The sequence below is a fragment of the Enterobacter cloacae complex sp. P24RS genome (assembly GCF_014982165.1).
Taxonomy (GTDB): domain Bacteria; phylum Pseudomonadota; class Gammaproteobacteria; order Enterobacterales; family Enterobacteriaceae; genus Enterobacter; species Enterobacter quasihormaechei.
In genome coordinates this window covers 189,800-207,019 of the sequence record NZ_JADCKU010000004.1, presented here as the reverse complement: position 1 = coordinate 207,019, position 17,220 = coordinate 189,800, and the positions used below count along the sequence as shown (strand labels likewise).

The 17,220-nt window shown below is 55.6% G+C and carries 18 protein-coding genes; 5 read left to right on the top strand and 13 right to left on the bottom strand.

All coding sequences use genetic code 11. The features are described 5' to 3' along the window. The first annotated feature begins 73 nt into the window (after window positions 1-73). On the top strand, window positions 74-214 hold the full coding sequence (locus INF58_RS05550) for a hypothetical protein (protein WP_193527194.1): 141 nt from the start codon (window positions 74-76) through the stop codon (window positions 212-214). Window positions 215-272: 58 nt separating this feature from the next. On the opposite strand, the gene INF58_RS05545 is transcribed toward INF58_RS05550, so the two are convergent. The 6 genes from INF58_RS05545 to INF58_RS05520 form a co-directional block, all read right to left on the bottom strand. Beyond that, the gene (locus INF58_RS05545; RefSeq protein WP_193527193.1) at window positions 273-1,679 is read right to left on the bottom strand and encodes a DUF1996 domain-containing protein; all 1,407 of its coding nucleotides are present in this window, start codon (window positions 1,677-1,679) and stop codon (window positions 273-275) included. A 144-nt stretch (window positions 1,680-1,823) separates the two neighbouring features. Then, window positions 1,824-1,991 (bottom strand): hypothetical protein, encoded by a 168-nt coding sequence (locus tag INF58_RS05540; protein ID WP_063867029.1) that lies wholly within the window; start codon window positions 1,989-1,991, stop codon window positions 1,824-1,826. 118 nt (window positions 1,992-2,109) lie between these two features. Then, on the bottom strand, window positions 2,110-2,319 hold the full coding sequence (gene fumD, locus INF58_RS05535; protein ID WP_003857676.1) for a fumarate hydratase FumD: 210 nt from the start codon (window positions 2,317-2,319) through the stop codon (window positions 2,110-2,112). Window positions 2,320-2,427: 108 nt separating this feature from the next. Further along, the gene (locus INF58_RS05530; RefSeq protein WP_063448942.1) at window positions 2,428-3,240 is read right to left on the bottom strand and encodes a MetQ/NlpA family ABC transporter substrate-binding protein; all 813 of its coding nucleotides are present in this window, start codon (window positions 3,238-3,240) and stop codon (window positions 2,428-2,430) included. A gap of 23 nt (window positions 3,241-3,263) precedes the next feature. Then, entirely contained in the window at window positions 3,264-3,932 is a 669-nt protein-coding gene (locus INF58_RS05525) for a methionine ABC transporter permease (protein WP_193527192.1), read from the bottom strand. Beyond that, entirely contained in the window at window positions 3,925-4,947 is a 1,023-nt protein-coding gene (locus tag INF58_RS05520; RefSeq protein ID WP_193527191.1) for a methionine ABC transporter ATP-binding protein, read from the bottom strand. The genes INF58_RS05525 and INF58_RS05520 overlap by 8 nt, the downstream gene beginning before the upstream one ends. Window positions 4,948-5,346: 399 nt before the next feature. Here INF58_RS05520 and INF58_RS05515 point away from each other — a divergent pair, with 399 nt between their 5' ends. The 4 genes from INF58_RS05515 (at window position 5,347) to lpp (ending at window position 10,223) form a co-directional block, all read left to right on the top strand. Further along, window positions 5,347-6,717, top strand: coding sequence for a cystathionine beta-synthase (locus tag INF58_RS05515; RefSeq protein WP_193527190.1), 1,371 nt, complete (start codon window positions 5,347-5,349; stop codon window positions 6,715-6,717). A gap of 12 nt (window positions 6,718-6,729) precedes the next feature. After that, window positions 6,730-7,875 carry a PLP-dependent aspartate aminotransferase family protein gene (locus INF58_RS05510; protein WP_193527189.1) on the top strand — a complete coding sequence of 382 codons (1,146 nt, stop codon included), beginning with the start codon at window positions 6,730-6,732 and terminating at the stop codon, window positions 7,873-7,875. Window positions 7,876-8,252: 377 nt separating this feature from the next. Continuing rightward, entirely contained in the window at window positions 8,253-9,674 is a 1,422-nt protein-coding gene (pykF, locus tag INF58_RS05505) for a pyruvate kinase PykF (RefSeq protein ID WP_193527188.1), read from the top strand. A gap of 312 nt (window positions 9,675-9,986) precedes the next feature. Then, entirely contained in the window at window positions 9,987-10,223 is a 237-nt protein-coding gene (gene lpp, locus INF58_RS05500; RefSeq protein ID WP_001082307.1) for a murein lipoprotein Lpp, read from the top strand. A gap of 60 nt (window positions 10,224-10,283) precedes the next feature. Here lpp and INF58_RS05495 read toward each other — a convergent pair whose 3' ends face one another. From INF58_RS05495 to sufA, 7 genes are all read right to left on the bottom strand, one after another. Further along, window positions 10,284-11,297 (bottom strand): L,D-transpeptidase family protein, encoded by a 1,014-nt coding sequence (locus INF58_RS05495; RefSeq protein WP_063867038.1) that lies wholly within the window; start codon window positions 11,295-11,297, stop codon window positions 10,284-10,286. A 97-nt stretch (window positions 11,298-11,394) separates the two neighbouring features. Next, window positions 11,395-11,811 (bottom strand): cysteine desulfuration protein SufE, encoded by a 417-nt coding sequence (gene sufE, locus INF58_RS05490; RefSeq protein ID WP_063448947.1) that lies wholly within the window; start codon window positions 11,809-11,811, stop codon window positions 11,395-11,397. Window positions 11,812-11,825: 14 nt separating this feature from the next. Then, window positions 11,826-13,046, bottom strand: coding sequence for a cysteine desulfurase SufS (gene sufS / locus INF58_RS05485; RefSeq protein WP_112792962.1), 1,221 nt, complete (start codon window positions 13,044-13,046; stop codon window positions 11,826-11,828). Beyond that, entirely contained in the window at window positions 13,043-14,314 is a 1,272-nt protein-coding gene (sufD, locus tag INF58_RS05480) for a Fe-S cluster assembly protein SufD (RefSeq protein WP_193527187.1), read from the bottom strand. The genes sufS and sufD overlap by 4 nt, the downstream gene beginning before the upstream one ends. Continuing rightward, window positions 14,289-15,035: a Fe-S cluster assembly ATPase SufC gene (gene sufC, locus INF58_RS05475; protein WP_063448950.1), complete on the bottom strand. Its 747-nt coding sequence runs from the start codon at window positions 15,033-15,035 to the stop codon at window positions 14,289-14,291. Before sufC ends, sufD begins: the two co-directional genes overlap by 26 nt. A gap of 9 nt (window positions 15,036-15,044) precedes the next feature. After that, entirely contained in the window at window positions 15,045-16,535 is a 1,491-nt protein-coding gene (sufB, locus tag INF58_RS05470; RefSeq protein WP_063448951.1) for a Fe-S cluster assembly protein SufB, read from the bottom strand. Between the two features lie 8 nt (window positions 16,536-16,543). Then, window positions 16,544-16,912 (bottom strand): Fe-S cluster assembly scaffold SufA, encoded by a 369-nt coding sequence (sufA, locus tag INF58_RS05465; RefSeq protein ID WP_003857741.1) that lies wholly within the window; start codon window positions 16,910-16,912, stop codon window positions 16,544-16,546. Between the last annotated feature and the right edge of the window lie 308 nt (window positions 16,913-17,220).

Here is a 17,220-nt window from a genome sequence, read left to right as displayed (position 1 = left end):
CTGCGGGGTGCATCGCCCCCTTTTTTTGACTTATACTGTGCCAGTATCAAAAACTGAATAACGCAGGTGGCACATGGAAATTGATCTCGATAACTTAGTCTTTAACGGGCTGGATGAAGCAGAAGAGCGCAACGCGGAACGTCTCGACGACGCGGATAAAAAAACCCAGGCGATTGTCGCCGATGACGACTGCGGCGATGCCTGCAAGATCTGACGAGAAAGCACCGGAAGCCCCGGTGCTTTTTTTTTATGCATAAGGTTTTCACGCGCTATCAGTTCTCCGGCGTTTTGCTAAACCCGGTGAGCATCAGGATCAGACTTTGCGGAGATGATGCCGTCTCAAACTGATAGTGGTTTCCCTGACGATCGCCGCCGATATACCACGAAATTTCGGTTTTCCCTTCTGCCAGCGCCTTGCGTACCGCTTTATCGACATCCACCATCCGGTATTCGCGGGCGTGGTTCAGGTACAGCACCGCATCCGACCGGTAGTTGCAGGACGGTCGCGCGTGCCAGTTCACGCTGGCCGGATCCCAGTCGTTGCTCGCCGGATAGAAGAAGATTTGATCCGCGCCGTTGGTTTCCACTTTCCCGCCATAGATACGCACGCGGTACTTAAACTGGGCAGGATCCTGTCCGGCAGGTAACGGAGGAATGTTGAACTTCACCAGCGACAAGGTTTCGCTGTTTTTCGTCCTTCCGCCGTTCTGCCAGTTATCCTGCACCAGTAAGGCCTGAGGATCGGGCTGCGACAGTGTGGGTTCTAGGCTGCTTAGCCAGACGTTGGCCTTCGCTTTTGAATATCCGTACGGGACGGTGGTGCCGCAATCCAGCCCGCGGTTCATACACAGGTCGGTCATAAAGCGCGCGGCATCTTCCGTCCAGCCGTTCATGAAGTCAGCATGCGCCGTATAGAGGCTTCCCCACCGCTCCTCGCGCTCATTACCGTGCATGATGGGGTCGAGTGAAAGCTGCGCTTTGCTGGTGTCCAGAGCGCTAATCGTCGGGAGCACGTACGCGATATTCATGTTCACCGTCGGGATCTTAATCGGGAAGGCGGACGGACACTGCCCTTTCGTGTCGTAGGTGGCGTTAACCAGACCGTGGGCAGGCTTCAGGTGTACCCCATCCCAGCAGTTGGGGAACTGAATGCCGATATTAAACTGCACGGCATCCTTCGCCTTGCGTAAGCCGCAGACTTCACCCGTTTTGCTGGTGTAGCCCTTACCGTTGGCGCATAAAAAGGTGATATGGGGATTGGGCGCGGTGCCGTGATGATCGCCGGCCAGCAGCGACAGCCCCGCCGGGAACGGATGCAGCGGCCAGGCGTCAACGTTCGATGCCTGATAATAGGTTTTTTGGTAGGCGGGTTTCACCACCGTTCCGTCCGGCAACCTCAGCGAGGGCGCCCAGTAGGCCGAGCTGTCTGCTTTATTATCGCAGGTCGTCTTTTCTTGCGTACGCAGCGATTCGCGGCTGGAGTAAGCGTCCGTTTGCACGTTACCAAAAAAATCGTGCAGCATGGCCTCGTTGGGCATGCCGTACATCATAATGGCATCATCGCCAAGGGTGTGGGAATAGCCGCAAACCACGTGCGCCTGTGGCGCAGCGTGCGCCGCGTGCATGGCAAGCAGTAGCGCGGCGGCAGAAAGTGTGGGGGGGAGTACTGTCCGTTTCATTATTATCTCCATCTGAGAAAGGAGATAGTGGTAACAAAACGGCTATCAATTACCGAGGATTTACCTGCGTACTTTTCCGCTCATCCCCGCTTTACAGCAGGCAGGCACAGCTCATTCCAGTACATTTCGCGCGTCCGGCGCAGTTCAGCGTGTCGTTTTAACATAGAACCACTCCGGATCAATGTTGGCTACGTCCACGCCGTACAGGCTGGCGACAGGCAGTATTGACTCAAGAACACGTTGCGCGCTGTTCTCCGCATTCGCTGGTTGGGTGGCAAAAAACCGCCGTAACGTGCCGATCCATTTTTTCATCGTCATTACCCCTCTCGCTTAACCTGAACTCAGTTAAACACGCCTTCATCATGAAGAGGAAATAACAATACTGACTGTTGATATGCAGGATTTGAGAAACGCCCAAGGCGCCGGCGCGCTAGCCGGCCAGCGCTTTAACGACCGTTTCCATCGCTTTGGTGGTCAACTCGCTGCGCTTAACGCGCTGGTTCGCCAGCGCGGTACGCAGTACGCCCGCAATGACAATATGTTTCGGCTCTTGCCCTAAATCACGCATTTCGAGAACGACCTTGCCTACCACCCGACACATCTCCTGGTACAGCGCTTCGTCTTTGGTCACATTACCCATTGCCATCACTCCGATGCCTTAAACCGTCAGCTTAAAGCATTCGTCGGCTGGATACAAAAAAGAAGCCCGGCGTATTGCTCGCCGGGCTTCGTCTGGAAAATCAGGCGATTAGTTGTTTACCGGGATGACCGCACCTTTGTATTTGGTACGGATCCAGTCCTGGATCTCTTTGGAATGCAGCACGTTCACCAGCGCGACGATATCTTTCTTCTTCTCGTCACCGCGATGGACGGTAATGATGTTGGCGTACGGGTTATTCTCACCGCTTTCAACCGCAATCGGATCGTGCACCGGATCCAGGCCCGCGTCGATGGCGTAGTTAGCGTTGATCACCACCGCGGCACCTTCGTCGTTGTTGTACATCTGCGGCAGCAGGGACGCTTCCACATTCGGGGTAAATTCCAGCTTTTTCGGGTTTTCCACGATATCGCTGATGCGCGCGGTCACTTTATCGATGCCAGGCTTCAGCTTGATCACCCCCTCCTTTTCGAAGATGGAGAGAATACGTCCTTCCTCGGAAACCGCATCACGCATGATGATTTTGCCGCCTTCCGGCAGATCCTTCAGCGATTTGTATTTTTTCGAATAGATACCGATCGGCTCAATGTGGATAGCGCCCGCACTGACAAAATCATAATCCTTATCGCCCGCGTGATCTTTCAGCACGCTGTTCAGATAAGGGATGTGCTGGAAGTAGTTGGCGTCGATGTCACGCCCCGCCAGCGCGGTGTTGGGCAGAATGTAGTCCTGGAACGGCTTAATCTCCAGATCGATACCCTGCTTTGCCAGAATCGGCTTAGCCTGCTCCAGAATTTCCGCGTGCGGCGTGTTGGATGCCCCCACGGTCAGCGTATCCGCCCAGGCGGCAAAGCTCAGGGCGCTCAGGGTGGCTGCGGCGATCAGTGTCAGTGTCTTTTTCATGATGTGGTTCCTGTGTGTATTTATTAGCGTTTATCTAACAGTGAAGTAATGACATCGCCGCAGAACTGGATAATGAACACGATGAACAGAATGGTCACCGTTGCCACCAGCGTGACGTCACCATGGTTGCGCTGGAATCCTTCCAGATAAGCCAGATTTCCCAAACCGCCGGCGCCTATCACCCCCGCCATTGCGCTGTAGCTCACCAGCGCAATCAGCGTCACCGTCATGCCTGAAACCAGCGCGGGTGAGGATTCCGGCAGTAAAACCCGAAACACTAACGTGCTCAGCCGTGCGCCCATCGAACGCGTGGCTTCGATAACCCCTTTGTCCACTTCACGCAGGGCGATCTCGACCAGACGGGCGTAAAACGGTGCGGCGCCTACAATCAGGGCGGGCAACGCGGCGTTAGCGCCAAGAATGGTCCCGACGACGGTCTTGGTGAACGGGATCAGCAGCACGATGAGAATGATGAACGGAATGGAGCGGAACACGTTCACCACAATTGACATCACGCTGTAGACCGTGCGGTTTTGAAATAACCCGCCGCGGGCGGTTAAAAACAGCGCCAGACCAAGCCCGATCCCCAGAACAAACGTCGCCACGCCCGAAAGCGCGGTCATGTAGAGCGTCTCCTGAGTTGCAGCCCACAGTTGATCCCACTTCAGGTGCGGAAAAAGTTCTTCAGCCATGCTTAATAACCTCGCCTTCAATATCGCTTTGCTTCAGATCGGCGAGGATATTGTTCAGTTGTTCATCCGATGCCACCACGTGTACCCAGAGCTGCCCGAAAACACCGTGGGCGGTTTGCGTCATTTTGCCGTGCAGGATATTAAACGGCAGGCCGTAGCGCAGGGTCAGTTCCCCGACGATCGGCCTGTGCGTGCTGTGCCCGGTAAAGGTGAGTTTGATTACCGTGCCCTCCAGCCCGGTTGCCAGTTCCGTATTGAAGGTTTCATCTTCGGCGTACTGGCTCACCTGTCGGACAAACTGCTGGGTGATCGGCTGCTGCGGATGCGTAAAGACGCTCAGCACGTCCCCCTCCTCCACCACTTTCCCGTTCTCCATTACCGCCACGCGGTCGCAGATTTTGCGCACCACGTGCATCTCGTGCGTGATCAGCACGATGGTCAGGTTAAAGCGACGGTTAATGTCCAGGAGCAGATCGAGGATCTGATCGGTCGTCTGCGGATCCAGCGCGGAGGTGGCTTCGTCACACAGCAGCACGTCGGGATGATTGGCCAGCGCGCGGGCGATGCCCACACGCTGTTTTTGTCCGCCGCTCAGCTGCGACGGAAAAGCATTCTCGCGCCCCCTCAGGCCGACCAGATCCACCAGCTCGGCGACGCGTGCCTGAATTTTCGCTTTCGGTACACCGGCAATTTGCATTGAAAAGGCGATGTTTTCCTTCACCGTGCGCGACCAGAGCAGATTGAAGTGCTGGAACACCATGCTGATTTTCAGGCGTGCCTGACGCAGCGCTTCTCCTTTTGCGGCGGAGATATCCTGTCCGTTAATGGTGACGCGTCCGGCGCTGGGCTTTTCCAGGCCGTTCAGCAGACGGATCAGGGTACTTTTCCCGGCTCCGCTGTAGCCGATAATCCCGTAAATCTGTCCCTGCTCGATCGTCAAATTAACGTTATCAACGGCTGTCAGCGCCACCTTTCCGTTGTCAAAAATCTTCGAAATATTGCTGAGTACAATCATTCTTATTCGTTATCCGTGCCGCGTATAGCGGTTTAGCAGTATGGATGTCCAAAAGATAGTAAACAGCCGTTATCAGCTTTTAAATGACCAAAAAGGAATGTCTTATAACGCGATGAAATAAGTCGCGACCTGGCGGCTGAAAAGCGCTTAGATGAATATCAGCAATACATATCCGACAGCTGCATATCAGCGCCTTCTCACCCGCCTGAATGGGTTGTTTTTTCAGCATTTTGCGCGCATATAGACATCCTCACATCCGGACAACTTTACGTCTCGCTGTCTTTCCATCTGAAAACACGACGAATATTCCTTTCCGTTCTAATACCCAGTGAAACGTTCTTTATTGAGAAAATTTCAGGATCCTATTATCCGGTCATCCCCCTCTCACAGGACATGACCATGATGCTTTACCACTCCGTCACCGAACTGATTGGCCGCACGCCGCTGATCCAGCTGCACAAACTGGATACCGGTCCCTGCTCGCTGTTTCTGAAGCTGGAAAACCAAAATCCCGGCGGTTCGATCAAAGACCGCGTCGCACTGTCGATGATTAACGAAGCCGAACGCTCGGGGCAACTGCGGCCCGGCGGGACCATTATCGAAGCCACTGCGGGGAACACCGGGCTGGGGCTGGCGCTGATCGCCGCGCAGAAAGGCTATTCGCTGATTCTGGTGGTGCCGGACAAAATGAGTCGCGAAAAGATTTTCCACCTGCGGGCGCTGGGTGCGCAGGTGGTGCTGACCCGTTCCGATGTCAATAAGGGGCATCCGGCCTATTATCAGGATTACGCCCGGCGGCTGGCGAACGAACTGCCCGGCGCGTTTTACATCGACCAGTTCAACAATGAGGCTAACCCGCTGGCGCACCGCACGACCACCGCGCCGGAACTGTTTGAGCAGCTTGACGGCCAGATCGACGCCATCGTCGTCGGCGTTGGGTCCGGTGGTACGCTGGGCGGCTTACAGGCGTGGTTCGCCGAGCACTCACCGCAGACGGAATTTGTGCTTGCCGATCCGGCCGGGTCGGTGCTGGCAGATCAGGTTGAGACCGGACGCTATAACGATGCCGGATCGTGGCTGGTTGAGGGGATTGGCGAAGACTTTATTCCTCCGCTGGCGCACATCGAAGGGGTTAAACGCGCCTGGCGCATTACCGATCGCGAAGCCTTCACCACCGCCCGCGAGCTGCTCAAAACGGAAGGGATCCTGGCGGGCTCCTCCAGCGGCACGCTGCTGGCGGCGGCGCTGAAATATTGTCAGGCGCAGACCACGCCAAAACGCGTGGTCACCTTCGCCTGCGACAGCGGCAATAAATACCTCTCGAAAATGTTCAACGACGACTGGATGCGCCAGCAGGGGCTGATCGCGAGTCCGCAGGCTGGGGATCTCTCCGACTACATTGCCCTGCGCCACGATGAAGGCGCTACGGTGACTGCCGCCCCGGACGACACCCTTTCCACCGTGCTGGCCCGCATGCGGCTGTACGACATCTCCCAACTGCCGGTGCTCGATAACGATAAGGTCGTCGGCATCATCGACGAATGGGACCTGCTGCGACACATCGGGGGGGAAGCCGATCGCTTCTCTCTCCCCGTGACGGCGGCCATGACGCGTCAGGTGGAATACCTGGACAGGCAGGCCCCGGAGAGCGCCCTGCACGCCATCTTTGACCGTGGCCTGGTAGCCATTATCTATGACAACGACCGTTTTCTGGGTCTGATCACCCGTAGCGACGTTCTCACCGCCTGGCGTAACCGCCTGGAGAAATAAAAGGAGCAAAAGATGAAAAACCTGGCAACCCTCAGCGTTCACAGCGGCGAGTTTAACGACCCGCACGGCGCCGTCATGCCGCCGATTTACGCCACCTCGACGTTTGCGCAACCGTCTCCGGGTGAGCATACCGGCTATGAATATTCCCGAAGCGGCAACCCCACCCGCCACGCGCTGGAGACCGCGATAGCCGAGCTGGAGGGCGGCACGCGCGGGTACGCCTTCGCATCAGGGCTGGCGGCCATTTCCACCGTGCTCGAACTGCTGGATAAAGACAGCCATATCGTCGCCATTGACGACGTGTATGGCGGTACGTATCGCCTGATCGAAAACGTGCGCAAGCGCAGCACCGGGCTACAGGTGAGCTGGGTTAAGCCGGACGATGTGGCCGGTCTTGAGGCCGCCATTCGCCCGGACACCCGCATGATCTGGGTGGAGACGCCGACAAATCCGCTGCTGAAGCTGGCCGATCTGGCGGCCATCGCGGAAATTGCCCGGTGTCATAATGCGATCAGCGTGGCGGACAATACCTTCGCCTCTCCGGTCATTCACCGGCCGCTGGAGGCAGGGTTTGACATCGTGGTGCACTCCGCCACCAAATATCTCAACGGTCACTCAGACGTGGTTGCCGGGCTGGCTGTTGTCGGCGCAAACCAGGAGCTGGCGGATCGCCTGGGCTACCTGCAAAACGCAGTTGGAGGCGTTCTGGATCCGTTCAGCAGCTTCCTGACCCTGCGGGGTATTCGCACCCTGTCGCTGCGCGTAGAGAAGCACAGCGCCAACGCGCTGGCGATTGCGCAATGGCTGGAGGCGCATCCGCAGGTTGAAAGCGTGTACTATCCCGGGCTGGCGTCGCATCCGCAGCATGCGCTTGCCCGTCGCCAGATGGCGCTGCCGGGCGGCATGATCTCGGTCGTCTTAAAAGGTGATGCGCAACGCGCGACTGACGTTATCCGTCACCTTACGCTTTTTACCCTGGCCGAAAGTCTGGGCGGCGTGGAGAGTCTGGTGAGCCAGCCCTACAGCATGACCCACGCCTCGATCCCGCTGGCGCAGCGCCTTGCCAACGGCATTGTGCCGCAGCTGATCCGCCTGTCGGTGGGCATTGAAGATGCGAGCGATCTGATCGCCGACCTTCAGCAGGCGCTGAAAAAGTGAGCAAAAAACGGTGGGCGTTACGCCTGCCGTCATAAGATGACATTAGGCCTTAACGCATTGATAACAAACTTATGTGAATCTGCACAGATTGTTTTTGAAACACCGTTTCCATTTTCCTTTTTGCTGCAAATCAGCGTATAATGCGCGCCAAATCCCTGGTGAATGGTTTCAGCGCTTGGAATACAAAAAACAACGTACAACTTCTCCTCTCCTCCGTTGGGCTGGCACTCAGGCACACTTTCTTCTGCACGCTCATTTGATGTCACCTATTCTTAGTGCGTGTCATATACTCTTTCGCAACACAGGTTTGACTCCGCGGCGGTGCGCCCCCGGATTGAGATTTCCATATCCTTCCCAACTTAAAGACTAAGACTGTCATGAAAAAGACGAAAATTGTTTGTACTATCGGCCCGAAAACCGAATCCGAAGAGATGCTGAGCAAAATGCTGGACGCCGGCATGAACGTGATGCGTCTGAACTTCTCCCACGGTGACTATGCTGAACACGGTCAGCGTATCCAGAACTTGCGCAACGTGATGAGCAAAACCGGTAAAAAAGCCGCGATCCTGCTCGACACCAAAGGTCCTGAAATCCGTACCATCAAACTGGAAGACGGTAACGACGTTTCTCTGAAAGCGGGCCAGACCTTCACCTTCACCACCGACAAATCCGTTGTGGGTAACAACGAAATCGTTGCCGTGACCTACGAAGGCTTCACCAGCGATCTGTCCGTTGGCAACACCGTGCTGGTGGATGACGGCCTGATCGGCATGGAAGTAACCGCGATCGAAGGTAACAAAGTTATCTGTAAGGTGCTGAACAACGGCGACCTGGGCGAAAACAAAGGCGTTAACCTGCCGGGTGTGTCCATTGCTCTGCCAGCGCTGGCTGAAAAAGACAAACAAGACCTGATCTTCGGTTGCGAACAAGGCGTTGACTTCGTTGCTGCGTCCTTTATCCGTAAACGTTCTGACGTGGTTGAGATCCGTGAGCACCTGAAAGCGCACGGCGGCGAGAACATTCAGATCATCTCCAAAATCGAAAACCAGGAAGGCCTGAACAACTTCGACGAAATCCTCGAAGCGTCTGACGGCATCATGGTTGCGCGTGGCGACCTGGGCGTTGAAATCCCGGTTGAAGAAGTGATCTTCGCGCAGAAGATGATGATCGAGAAATGCGTTCGCGCGCGTAAAGTGGTTATCACCGCAACGCAGATGCTGGACTCCATGATCAAAAACCCACGCCCTACCCGCGCGGAAGCAGGCGACGTAGCGAACGCCATCCTCGACGGTACCGATGCCGTTATGCTGTCTGGTGAATCTGCGAAAGGTAAATACCCTCTGGAAGCGGTCAGCATCATGGCGACCATTTGCGAGCGTACCGACCGCGTGATGAAAAGCCGTCTGGATTACAACAACGACAGCCGTAAACTGCGCATCACCGAAGCCGTGTGCCGTGGTGCGGTAGAAACCGCTGAAAAACTGGAAGCCCCGCTGATTGTTGTGGCAACCCAGGGCGGTAAATCTGCGCGTGCCGTGCGTAAATACTTCCCGGATGCAACCATCCTGGCCCTGACCACGAACGAAACCACCGCGCGTCAGCTGGTGCTGAGCAAAGGCGTGATCCCACACCTGGTCAAAGAGATTGCGTCTACCGATGATTTCTATCGTCTGGGTAAAGAAGTGGCGCTGGAACTGGTTGATTGTGGTCTGGCACAGAAAGGCGACGTTGTGGTTATGGTTTCTGGCGCGCTGGTACCAAGCGGCACAACCAACACCGCATCTGTTCACGTGCTGTAATAATTCCCGAACAAATTATATTTTTGTTAAAAAGCGTCCTTCGGGGCGCTTTTTTTATTCCCGCCTTTAACCAGAACTATTCAAAAAGCAAATCGGGTTTTTCTATTTAATCGCGATTTATCTAAGATGAATCCGATGAAAAATGCCTTTTTTAACATAGCTTTTTCGTAAAAATTGCCGATTTCGTTGCTTCTTTGAGCGAACGATCAAAAATAGGCGTAATCCCATCAAAAAAATATTCTCAACCCAAAAAACTTTGTGTAATACTTGTAACGCTACATGGAGATTAACTCAATCTAGAGGGTATTAATAATGAATCGTACTAAACTGGTACTGGGCGCGGTAATCCTGGGTTCTACTCTGCTGGCAGGTTGCTCCAGCAACGCTAAAATCGATCAGCTGTCTTCTGACGTTCAGACTCTGAACGCTAAAGTTGACCAGCTGAGCAACGACGTGAACGCAATGCGTTCCGACGTTCAGGCTGCTAAAGACGACGCAGCTCGCGCTAACCAGCGTCTGGACAACCAGGCTACTAAATACCGTAAGTAATAGTACCTGTTAATAAAATGGCGCACATTGTGCGCCATTTTTTTTGCCTGCGTCAAACTCCTACTGAATCACCTTCTCTCCCTCGCCTTCCGCCACCGCCGCTGAGACACGACTGTTTTGAACAGACAGGACAGAACTGCTGGCTGCCGAACCGTTACCCGCTGAAACGGCAACCGGGATCCCCGCCCTGCGCGCCAGCGCTTTATCGATGAGCGTTTTATCGCTGCCTGATTCCGCTGCAAAAGCGGTAAACGCCGCAGAGTGCGCAAATGGCACCGTCTGTGGGTTTTCGCCCTCAGCCTGCGCCAGCGGCCTGTGTACCTCGATATAGCGTTTGCCGTCCGGCTCCACAGAGAACTTCACCGGCTCATTGATAATCTGAACCCGCGTGCCGACGCGGGCTTGTTCAAACAACGCTTTGATATCCGGCGCATTCATCCGCATACAGCCCGAGCTGACCCGCAGCCCCACGCTGTCCGGTGCGCTGGTGCCGTGGATAAGATATTCCCCATTGCCGATGCCCAGACGCAGCGCATAGCGCCCCAGCGGGTTATTAGGCCCGGCGGGTACCACAGCCGGCAGTTTTATGCCCTGGGCCAGTGAGCGCGCTCTGATGCCCGCAGGCGGGGTCCAGGTGGGATTGGGGATCTTCTGGCTCACACGGGTGGTGCTGACCGGCGTTTCCAGCCCAAGCTGACCGATACCCAGCGGATAGACCTGAACGATATTTTCACCTGGCGGATAGAAGTAAAGACGCAGCTCCGCCAGATTCACCACAATGCCTTCACGATCGGTGTCCGGCAGCAGCATCTGGGAAGGAATGGTAATGACCGTTCCTGGCGCAGGGTTCACCGGTGCAATGGTATTATTGGTTTCAAGAATAAGCTGTGCTGCGGTATTAAACCGACGAGCGATAGCCTGGAGCTTATTGTCGCCTTCCTGAATGGTGTATGTCTGGTTTTGCCCAATCAGGCGGCTGCCTGCGGGCGGTAACGGATAATCAACCGCCCTGGCTGAATTAACAGCACTGAGCGAACCAAGGAGTAATAGAGTTATTAGAGACGCGCGCTTCATGCTGAGATTCCTTATTCACTGACTGAACGTCAGAAAGCTGAAAAACCAGCGAGGTGGAAACCACCCCGCGAAACAGAATGAATGCTGTTCAGTTAGTTTAGCTAAGGATTGCGGCTTTAGCGCGAATGGCGCGGATCATCGCTTCCAGCCCCTGGGATCGGGACGGGGTGAGGTGTTGGGTTAAGGCCATTTTTTCAAACCACGGACGGACGTCAAAGGCGACAATATCCTGCGCCGACATCCGGTGATAGAGAATAAATACGACGGCAATAAGCCCCTTCACAATGGCGGCATCGCTGTCGCCCTGCAATTCGATTACGCCATCATCCGTCTGCTGCATCAGGATCCAGACCTGGCTCTGACAGCCCTGAATGATGTTGTTCGGGTTATGCGCCTCTTCGCTGAGCGGCGGCAGGCGCTGCCCCAGCTCGATAATATAAAGGTATTTCTCTTCCCAGTTTGCGCAACGTCCAAAGTTGCGCAGCAGTTTATCTCTGTCCGGCAAATCTGCCATCTCTCGCCTCTCCGTTAGCCAAGCAGCTGGTGAATACGTTTTAGTCCCGCCACCAGTCTGTCGACCTCTTCCGTTGTGTTGTACATCACCAGCGATGCGCGGCACATGGCCGGTACCTGATAATACGCCATCAGCGGCATCGCGCAGTGATGCCCGGTACGTACGGCGACGCCGTAATTATCCAGGAAACTGCCCACATCATAGGCGTGATGCTTGCCGAGGTTAAAGGCTATCACACCCAGACGGTCAGCAGGGCCGTATAAGGTCAGTTCCGGGACGCTGGCAAGCTCCTGCAAGGCGTACTGCATCAGCAGCTGTTCGTACTGCTGAATTGCCGCCAGCCCCGTTTCAGAGACGTAGCTAATGGCGGCACCCAGCCCGATAATCCCGCCGGTGTTTGGCGTACCCGCCTCGAAACGCCACGGGGCGCGGGCGTAAGTGGTTCCTTCCGTCAGGCTGACGGTGGCGATCATCGAGCCGCCCCCTTCCCACGGCGGCATGGCCTGAAGAATATCCTCCTTCACATACAGCACGCCGATGCCCGTCGGGCCATAAAGCTTGTGCCCGGAGAAAACGTAGAAGTCGCAGTCCAGGGCCTGAACGTCAACCGCATGGTGCATGACCGCCTGGGCACCATCAATCAGCACTTTTGCACCGGCCTGATGGGCTTTATCGATAATCAGCGCCACCGGATTTTCCGTCCCCAGCACGTTTGAAACGTGAGTAACGGCCACCAGCCGCGTCCTGTCGTCCAGCAGGGCGTCCAGCTGTTCAAGCTGGAGCGTGCCGTCTTCATTCAGGGGAACCACCCGCAGCTGGGCCCCTGCGCGCTCACAGAGCATCTGCCAGGGCACGATGTTGGCATGGTGCTCCATCTGGGTGATGATGATGTTATCCCCCGCGTGCACCTGCGCATTGCCCCAGCTATTGGCCACCAGGTTGATCCCTTCGGTGGTTCCACGCACGAACACCAGTTCTTCCGGCAAACGCGCGTTGAGGAAGCCCGCGACCTGGGTACGCACGTTTTCCATGCGCTGGGTCGCCTCGGCGCTCAGGGTGTGGATCCCGCGATGTACCGCCGCATAGCCGTGGCGGTAAAATTCAGCTTCCGCTTCCACTACCTGATTCGGTTTTTGCGCGCTGGCCGCGCTGTCGAGATAGGCCAGCGGAAGACCGTTCACTTCACGGGTCAGTACCGGAAAATCGGCCCGGACTTTCTCTACGGGAAATGTCATGCTTCGCCTCCAGGCAGCCGCTGACCGATACGGGCCAGCACCTGCTGTTTAAGTCCGCCGTCGGGCAGCGCTTCCGTCAGCTCAGCCGCAAAGGCGTAAATAATCATCTTCTGCGCGGCCTGCTGGTCTATCCCGCGCGAGCGCAGGTAGAACATCTGCTCGTCGTCAATACGCCCGACCGTCGCGCCGTGGCTGCACTTCACGTCGTCCGCGTAGATTTCCAGCTGCGGCTTGGTGTCCACCTCTGCCAGACGTCCCAGCAGAAGGTTGTTGTTGGTCATCTGCCCGTCAGTTTTGATGGCGTGCTGCGCCACGTTGATCAGGCCGTTAAACACCGCACGACCTTTGTCGCTGACGATAGTTTTATGCAGCTGACGGCTGTTGCAGTAGCCTTTGTTGTGCTCAAGCCAGGTGCGCGTGTCGCACACTTCTGCCTTCACCGGCATCGCCAGGCTGTTCATGCGCAGCGTGGTGTTCTCACCGTTCAGCTGGGTACTGGTGTTGTGGCGTAACACCGCGCCGCCAAGCAGGAAGCTGTGGCTGTACGCCGCGGCATCCTGGCCCAGCAGAATATCGTTGTGGGCGAAGTGGTGACTGAGCGGATTCTCAAACGCCAGCTTGATATGGTGCAGCTGGGCGTTGGCCGCCACGTTCATCGTCAGACGCGAGCCGGTAAAATGACGGGTGTCATTCAGACTAACGTAATGCTCAATCACCGTTGCTTCCGCCCCTTCTGCCAGCTCGAGATGGTGGCGATAGTGGGCGGTGTTGATCTCGTCGCCCTCAACGCCCTGCGTGATATGCATCAGCAGCAGCGGTTTCGCCGGGCGCTGGTTACGCTTAACGCGAATATGGGTGACAGACTGCGACAGGCTCTCCGTGAGGTGCAGGAAGACTTCAGGCTGGACCGGAGCGCTCAACGACTGGCGCTCGTCGTTAATGGCGATATCGAACCCGCTCTCCTCCACGCTGTCGCTGAGTTCCTCCCGGAACTGCCCGTCAACAAACACCAGACGCACGGCATCCACGCTCAGCGCCAGCGCATCGCGCTGGCCAGGGCTAACCTGGGCAAGGCGCGTGACAAACTCGCCGTTCAGCAGACCGTCCAGCGGGGTATATTTCCAGTTCTCATGCTTACGCGTCGGTAAACCGAGACGCAGCAGCTGCTGGAGATGGTGCTGAGCCTGTTCTGAACGCGAATCACCCTGCGCTTCAAACAGCCGGTGCCACTGCTGGAGTGCATTACTGCTGTTCGGTAAGCCAGCCATAACCCTGCTCCTCCAGTTGTTTAACCAGGGTAAAATCACCGGATTTCACAATGCGTCCCTGGTAAAGCACGTGGACATAGTCCGGTTTGATGTAGTCCAGAATTCGCTGGTAGTGCGTCACGATAATAAATGAGCGGTTCCCGTCACGCAGAGAGTTCACCCCGTCAGCGACGATCTTCAGGGCGTCGATATCCAGACCGGAGTCGGTCTCGTCGAGAATGCACAGCTCAGGCTCAAGCACCGCCATTTGCAGAATATCGTTACGTTTTTTCTCACCGCCGGAGAAACCCACGTTTACCGAACGGGTGAGCAGATCTTCCGGCATTTTCAGCAGCTTGATTTTCTCTTCCATCAGATCCTGGAAGTCAAAGCGATCCAGCGCCTCAAGTCCGCGATACTTGCGCACCGCGTTTAGCGCGGTTTGCAGGAAGAACTGGTTGCTGACGCCCGGAATTTCCACCGGATACTGGAAGGCCATAAAGATGCCCTCACCGGCACGCTCTTCCGGCGACATCTCCAGCAGATCTTTGCCGTTAAACTCAACGGAGCCGCTTATGACTTCATAGTCCTCGCGTCCTGCCAGCGTCGCTGAAAGCGTACTTTTCCCGGAGCCGTTTGGCCCCATGATGGCGTGAACTTCACCCGGCTTGACGTCAAAATTGAGGCCACGCAGGATCGCTTTCTCTTCCACGCTGACCTGTAAATCTTTAATGCTTAACATGTGCTTTCCTTAACCGACGCTGTGTTCAAGACTAATGGCGAGGAGTTTCTGGGCTTCAACGGCAAATTCCAGCGGCAGTTCGGAGAACACGTCCTTACAGAAGCCGTTAACAATCATTGAAATCGCATCTTCTTCACTGATCCCGCGTTGCAGGCAGTAGAAAAGCTGATCTTCACCGATGCGTGACGTGGTCGCCTCGTGCTCCAGCTGGGCGCTGTTATTGCGGCACTCGACGTACGGGAAGGTATGTGCCCCGCAGTCGGCGCCAATCAGCATGGAATCGCACTGGGTGAAGTTACGCGCGTTGGTGGCCGTCGGCATGATTTTCACCAGCCCGCGATAGCTGTTCTGGCTGTGTCCGGCGGAGATCCCTTTCGAAATGATGGTCGATTTGGTGTTTTTACCGATGTGGATCATCTTGGTGCCGGTATCGGCCTGCTGATGACCGCTGGTCAGCGCCACGGAGTAAAATTCCCCGATGGAGTTATCCCCGCGCAGGATGCAGCTCGGGTATTTCCAGGTAATGGCGGAGCCGGTTTCTGACTGCGTCCAGGACATTTTGCTGTTTTCGCCTTCGCACAGCGCGCGCTTGGTGACGAAGTTCAGAATACCACCGGTATTGCCGTCGCCCGGGAACCAGTTCTGTACCGTGGAGTATTTCACTTCCGCGTCTTTATGGATGATCACCTCAACCACCGCCGCGTGCAGCTGGTAGCTGTCGCGCACCGGCGCGGAACAGCCTTCGATATAGCTGACGTAGCTGCCCTCATCTGCCACCAGAATGGTGCGTTCAAACTGCCCGGTTTTTTCTGCGTTGATGCGGAAATAGGTCGAGAGCTCCATCGGGCAGCGTACGCCTTTCGGCACGTAGATAAAGGTGCCGTCTGACGCCACCGCCGCATTCAGTGCTGCAAAGAAGTTATCGTTACTGGGCACCACGGTGCCGATGTATTTTTTCACCAGCTCAGGGTGATCGTGAATGGCTTCACCAAAGGAGCAGAAAATAATCCCCTGCTCCGCCAGCTTTTCACGGTAGGTGGTCGCCACCGAGACGGAGTCAAAAATGGCGTCTACCGCCACCTCTTTACCCTCGCGCACGGGCACGCCGAGCTGATTGAACGCCTCTTCCACCTCTTTGCTCAGGAAGCTGTTCTCTGCACCGGTTTGCTGTACCGCGCCGGGCTGCGAGGCACAGGTGTCATCACAGCTGCCGCAGGACGGCGCGGAGTAGTAGCTGTAATCCTGATAGTTCAGCTTATCGTAGTGCGCTTTCAGCCAGTGGGGCTCTTCCATCTCCTGCCACGCACGAAACGCGCTCAGGCGAAACGCCAGCATCCATTCAGGCTCGTTACGTTTGGCCGAAATGGCGCGCACGACATCTTCACTGATGCCTTTCGCCAGCTCATCGGTTTGCAGCTGCGTGAAGAACCCCTCTTTGTAGTTGAGGTTTCCGCCGCTCCAGGTGTTTACATCACTCGTTGCTTCAGTATTACGAGACATAGTACCGCCTATACCCCAAAGCTTTCGCCGCAGCCACATTCGTTCTGGGCTTTCGGGTTATGAAATTTGAATAACTGGTTTAAACCTTCACGAACGTAGTCGACTTCGGTTCCATCGATAAACGGCATAGCCTGTAGCGCGACATAGAGCTTAGCGCCGTCGGTTTCAAAGACCAGGTCATCCTTTTCAGGTTCGGTGACGGTGTCCAGCACGTAGCCAAAGCCCGCGCAGCCCGTCTGCTTAACGCCTAAACGTACGCCGAGGATGTCGGGGTTTTTAGCCACCAGCTCATGAATGTGCGCCGCCGCCGCAGGCGTAAGCGTTAAGCCACGCCAGGCAAAATCGGCCGGATTGAAGGTTTCTGAATGCAATTCCATAGGTCCACCTCATCTGATAAGCCACCAGGGCATAACACCATGTTAGTGATAACGATTATCACTTCAACCCCCTGACAGCAGGGGCTTTGGGCTAAACCGCCCTTTTTGGCTACTTTCTTTAAGCATAGACCCTGTGACGGGATGCGGATGGGATGGTGATATTTGTTTAATGCATTGATAAATAATGCATTTCAGAGGAAAGACGGTAAGGTGAAGGGCAAAAAGAAAAATTGTATTGGAAATACCTATTTTTGAGATAGATTTTTTATTTTCATGAATGCAGTCGATTATTAAAAAATCAGCCGCTT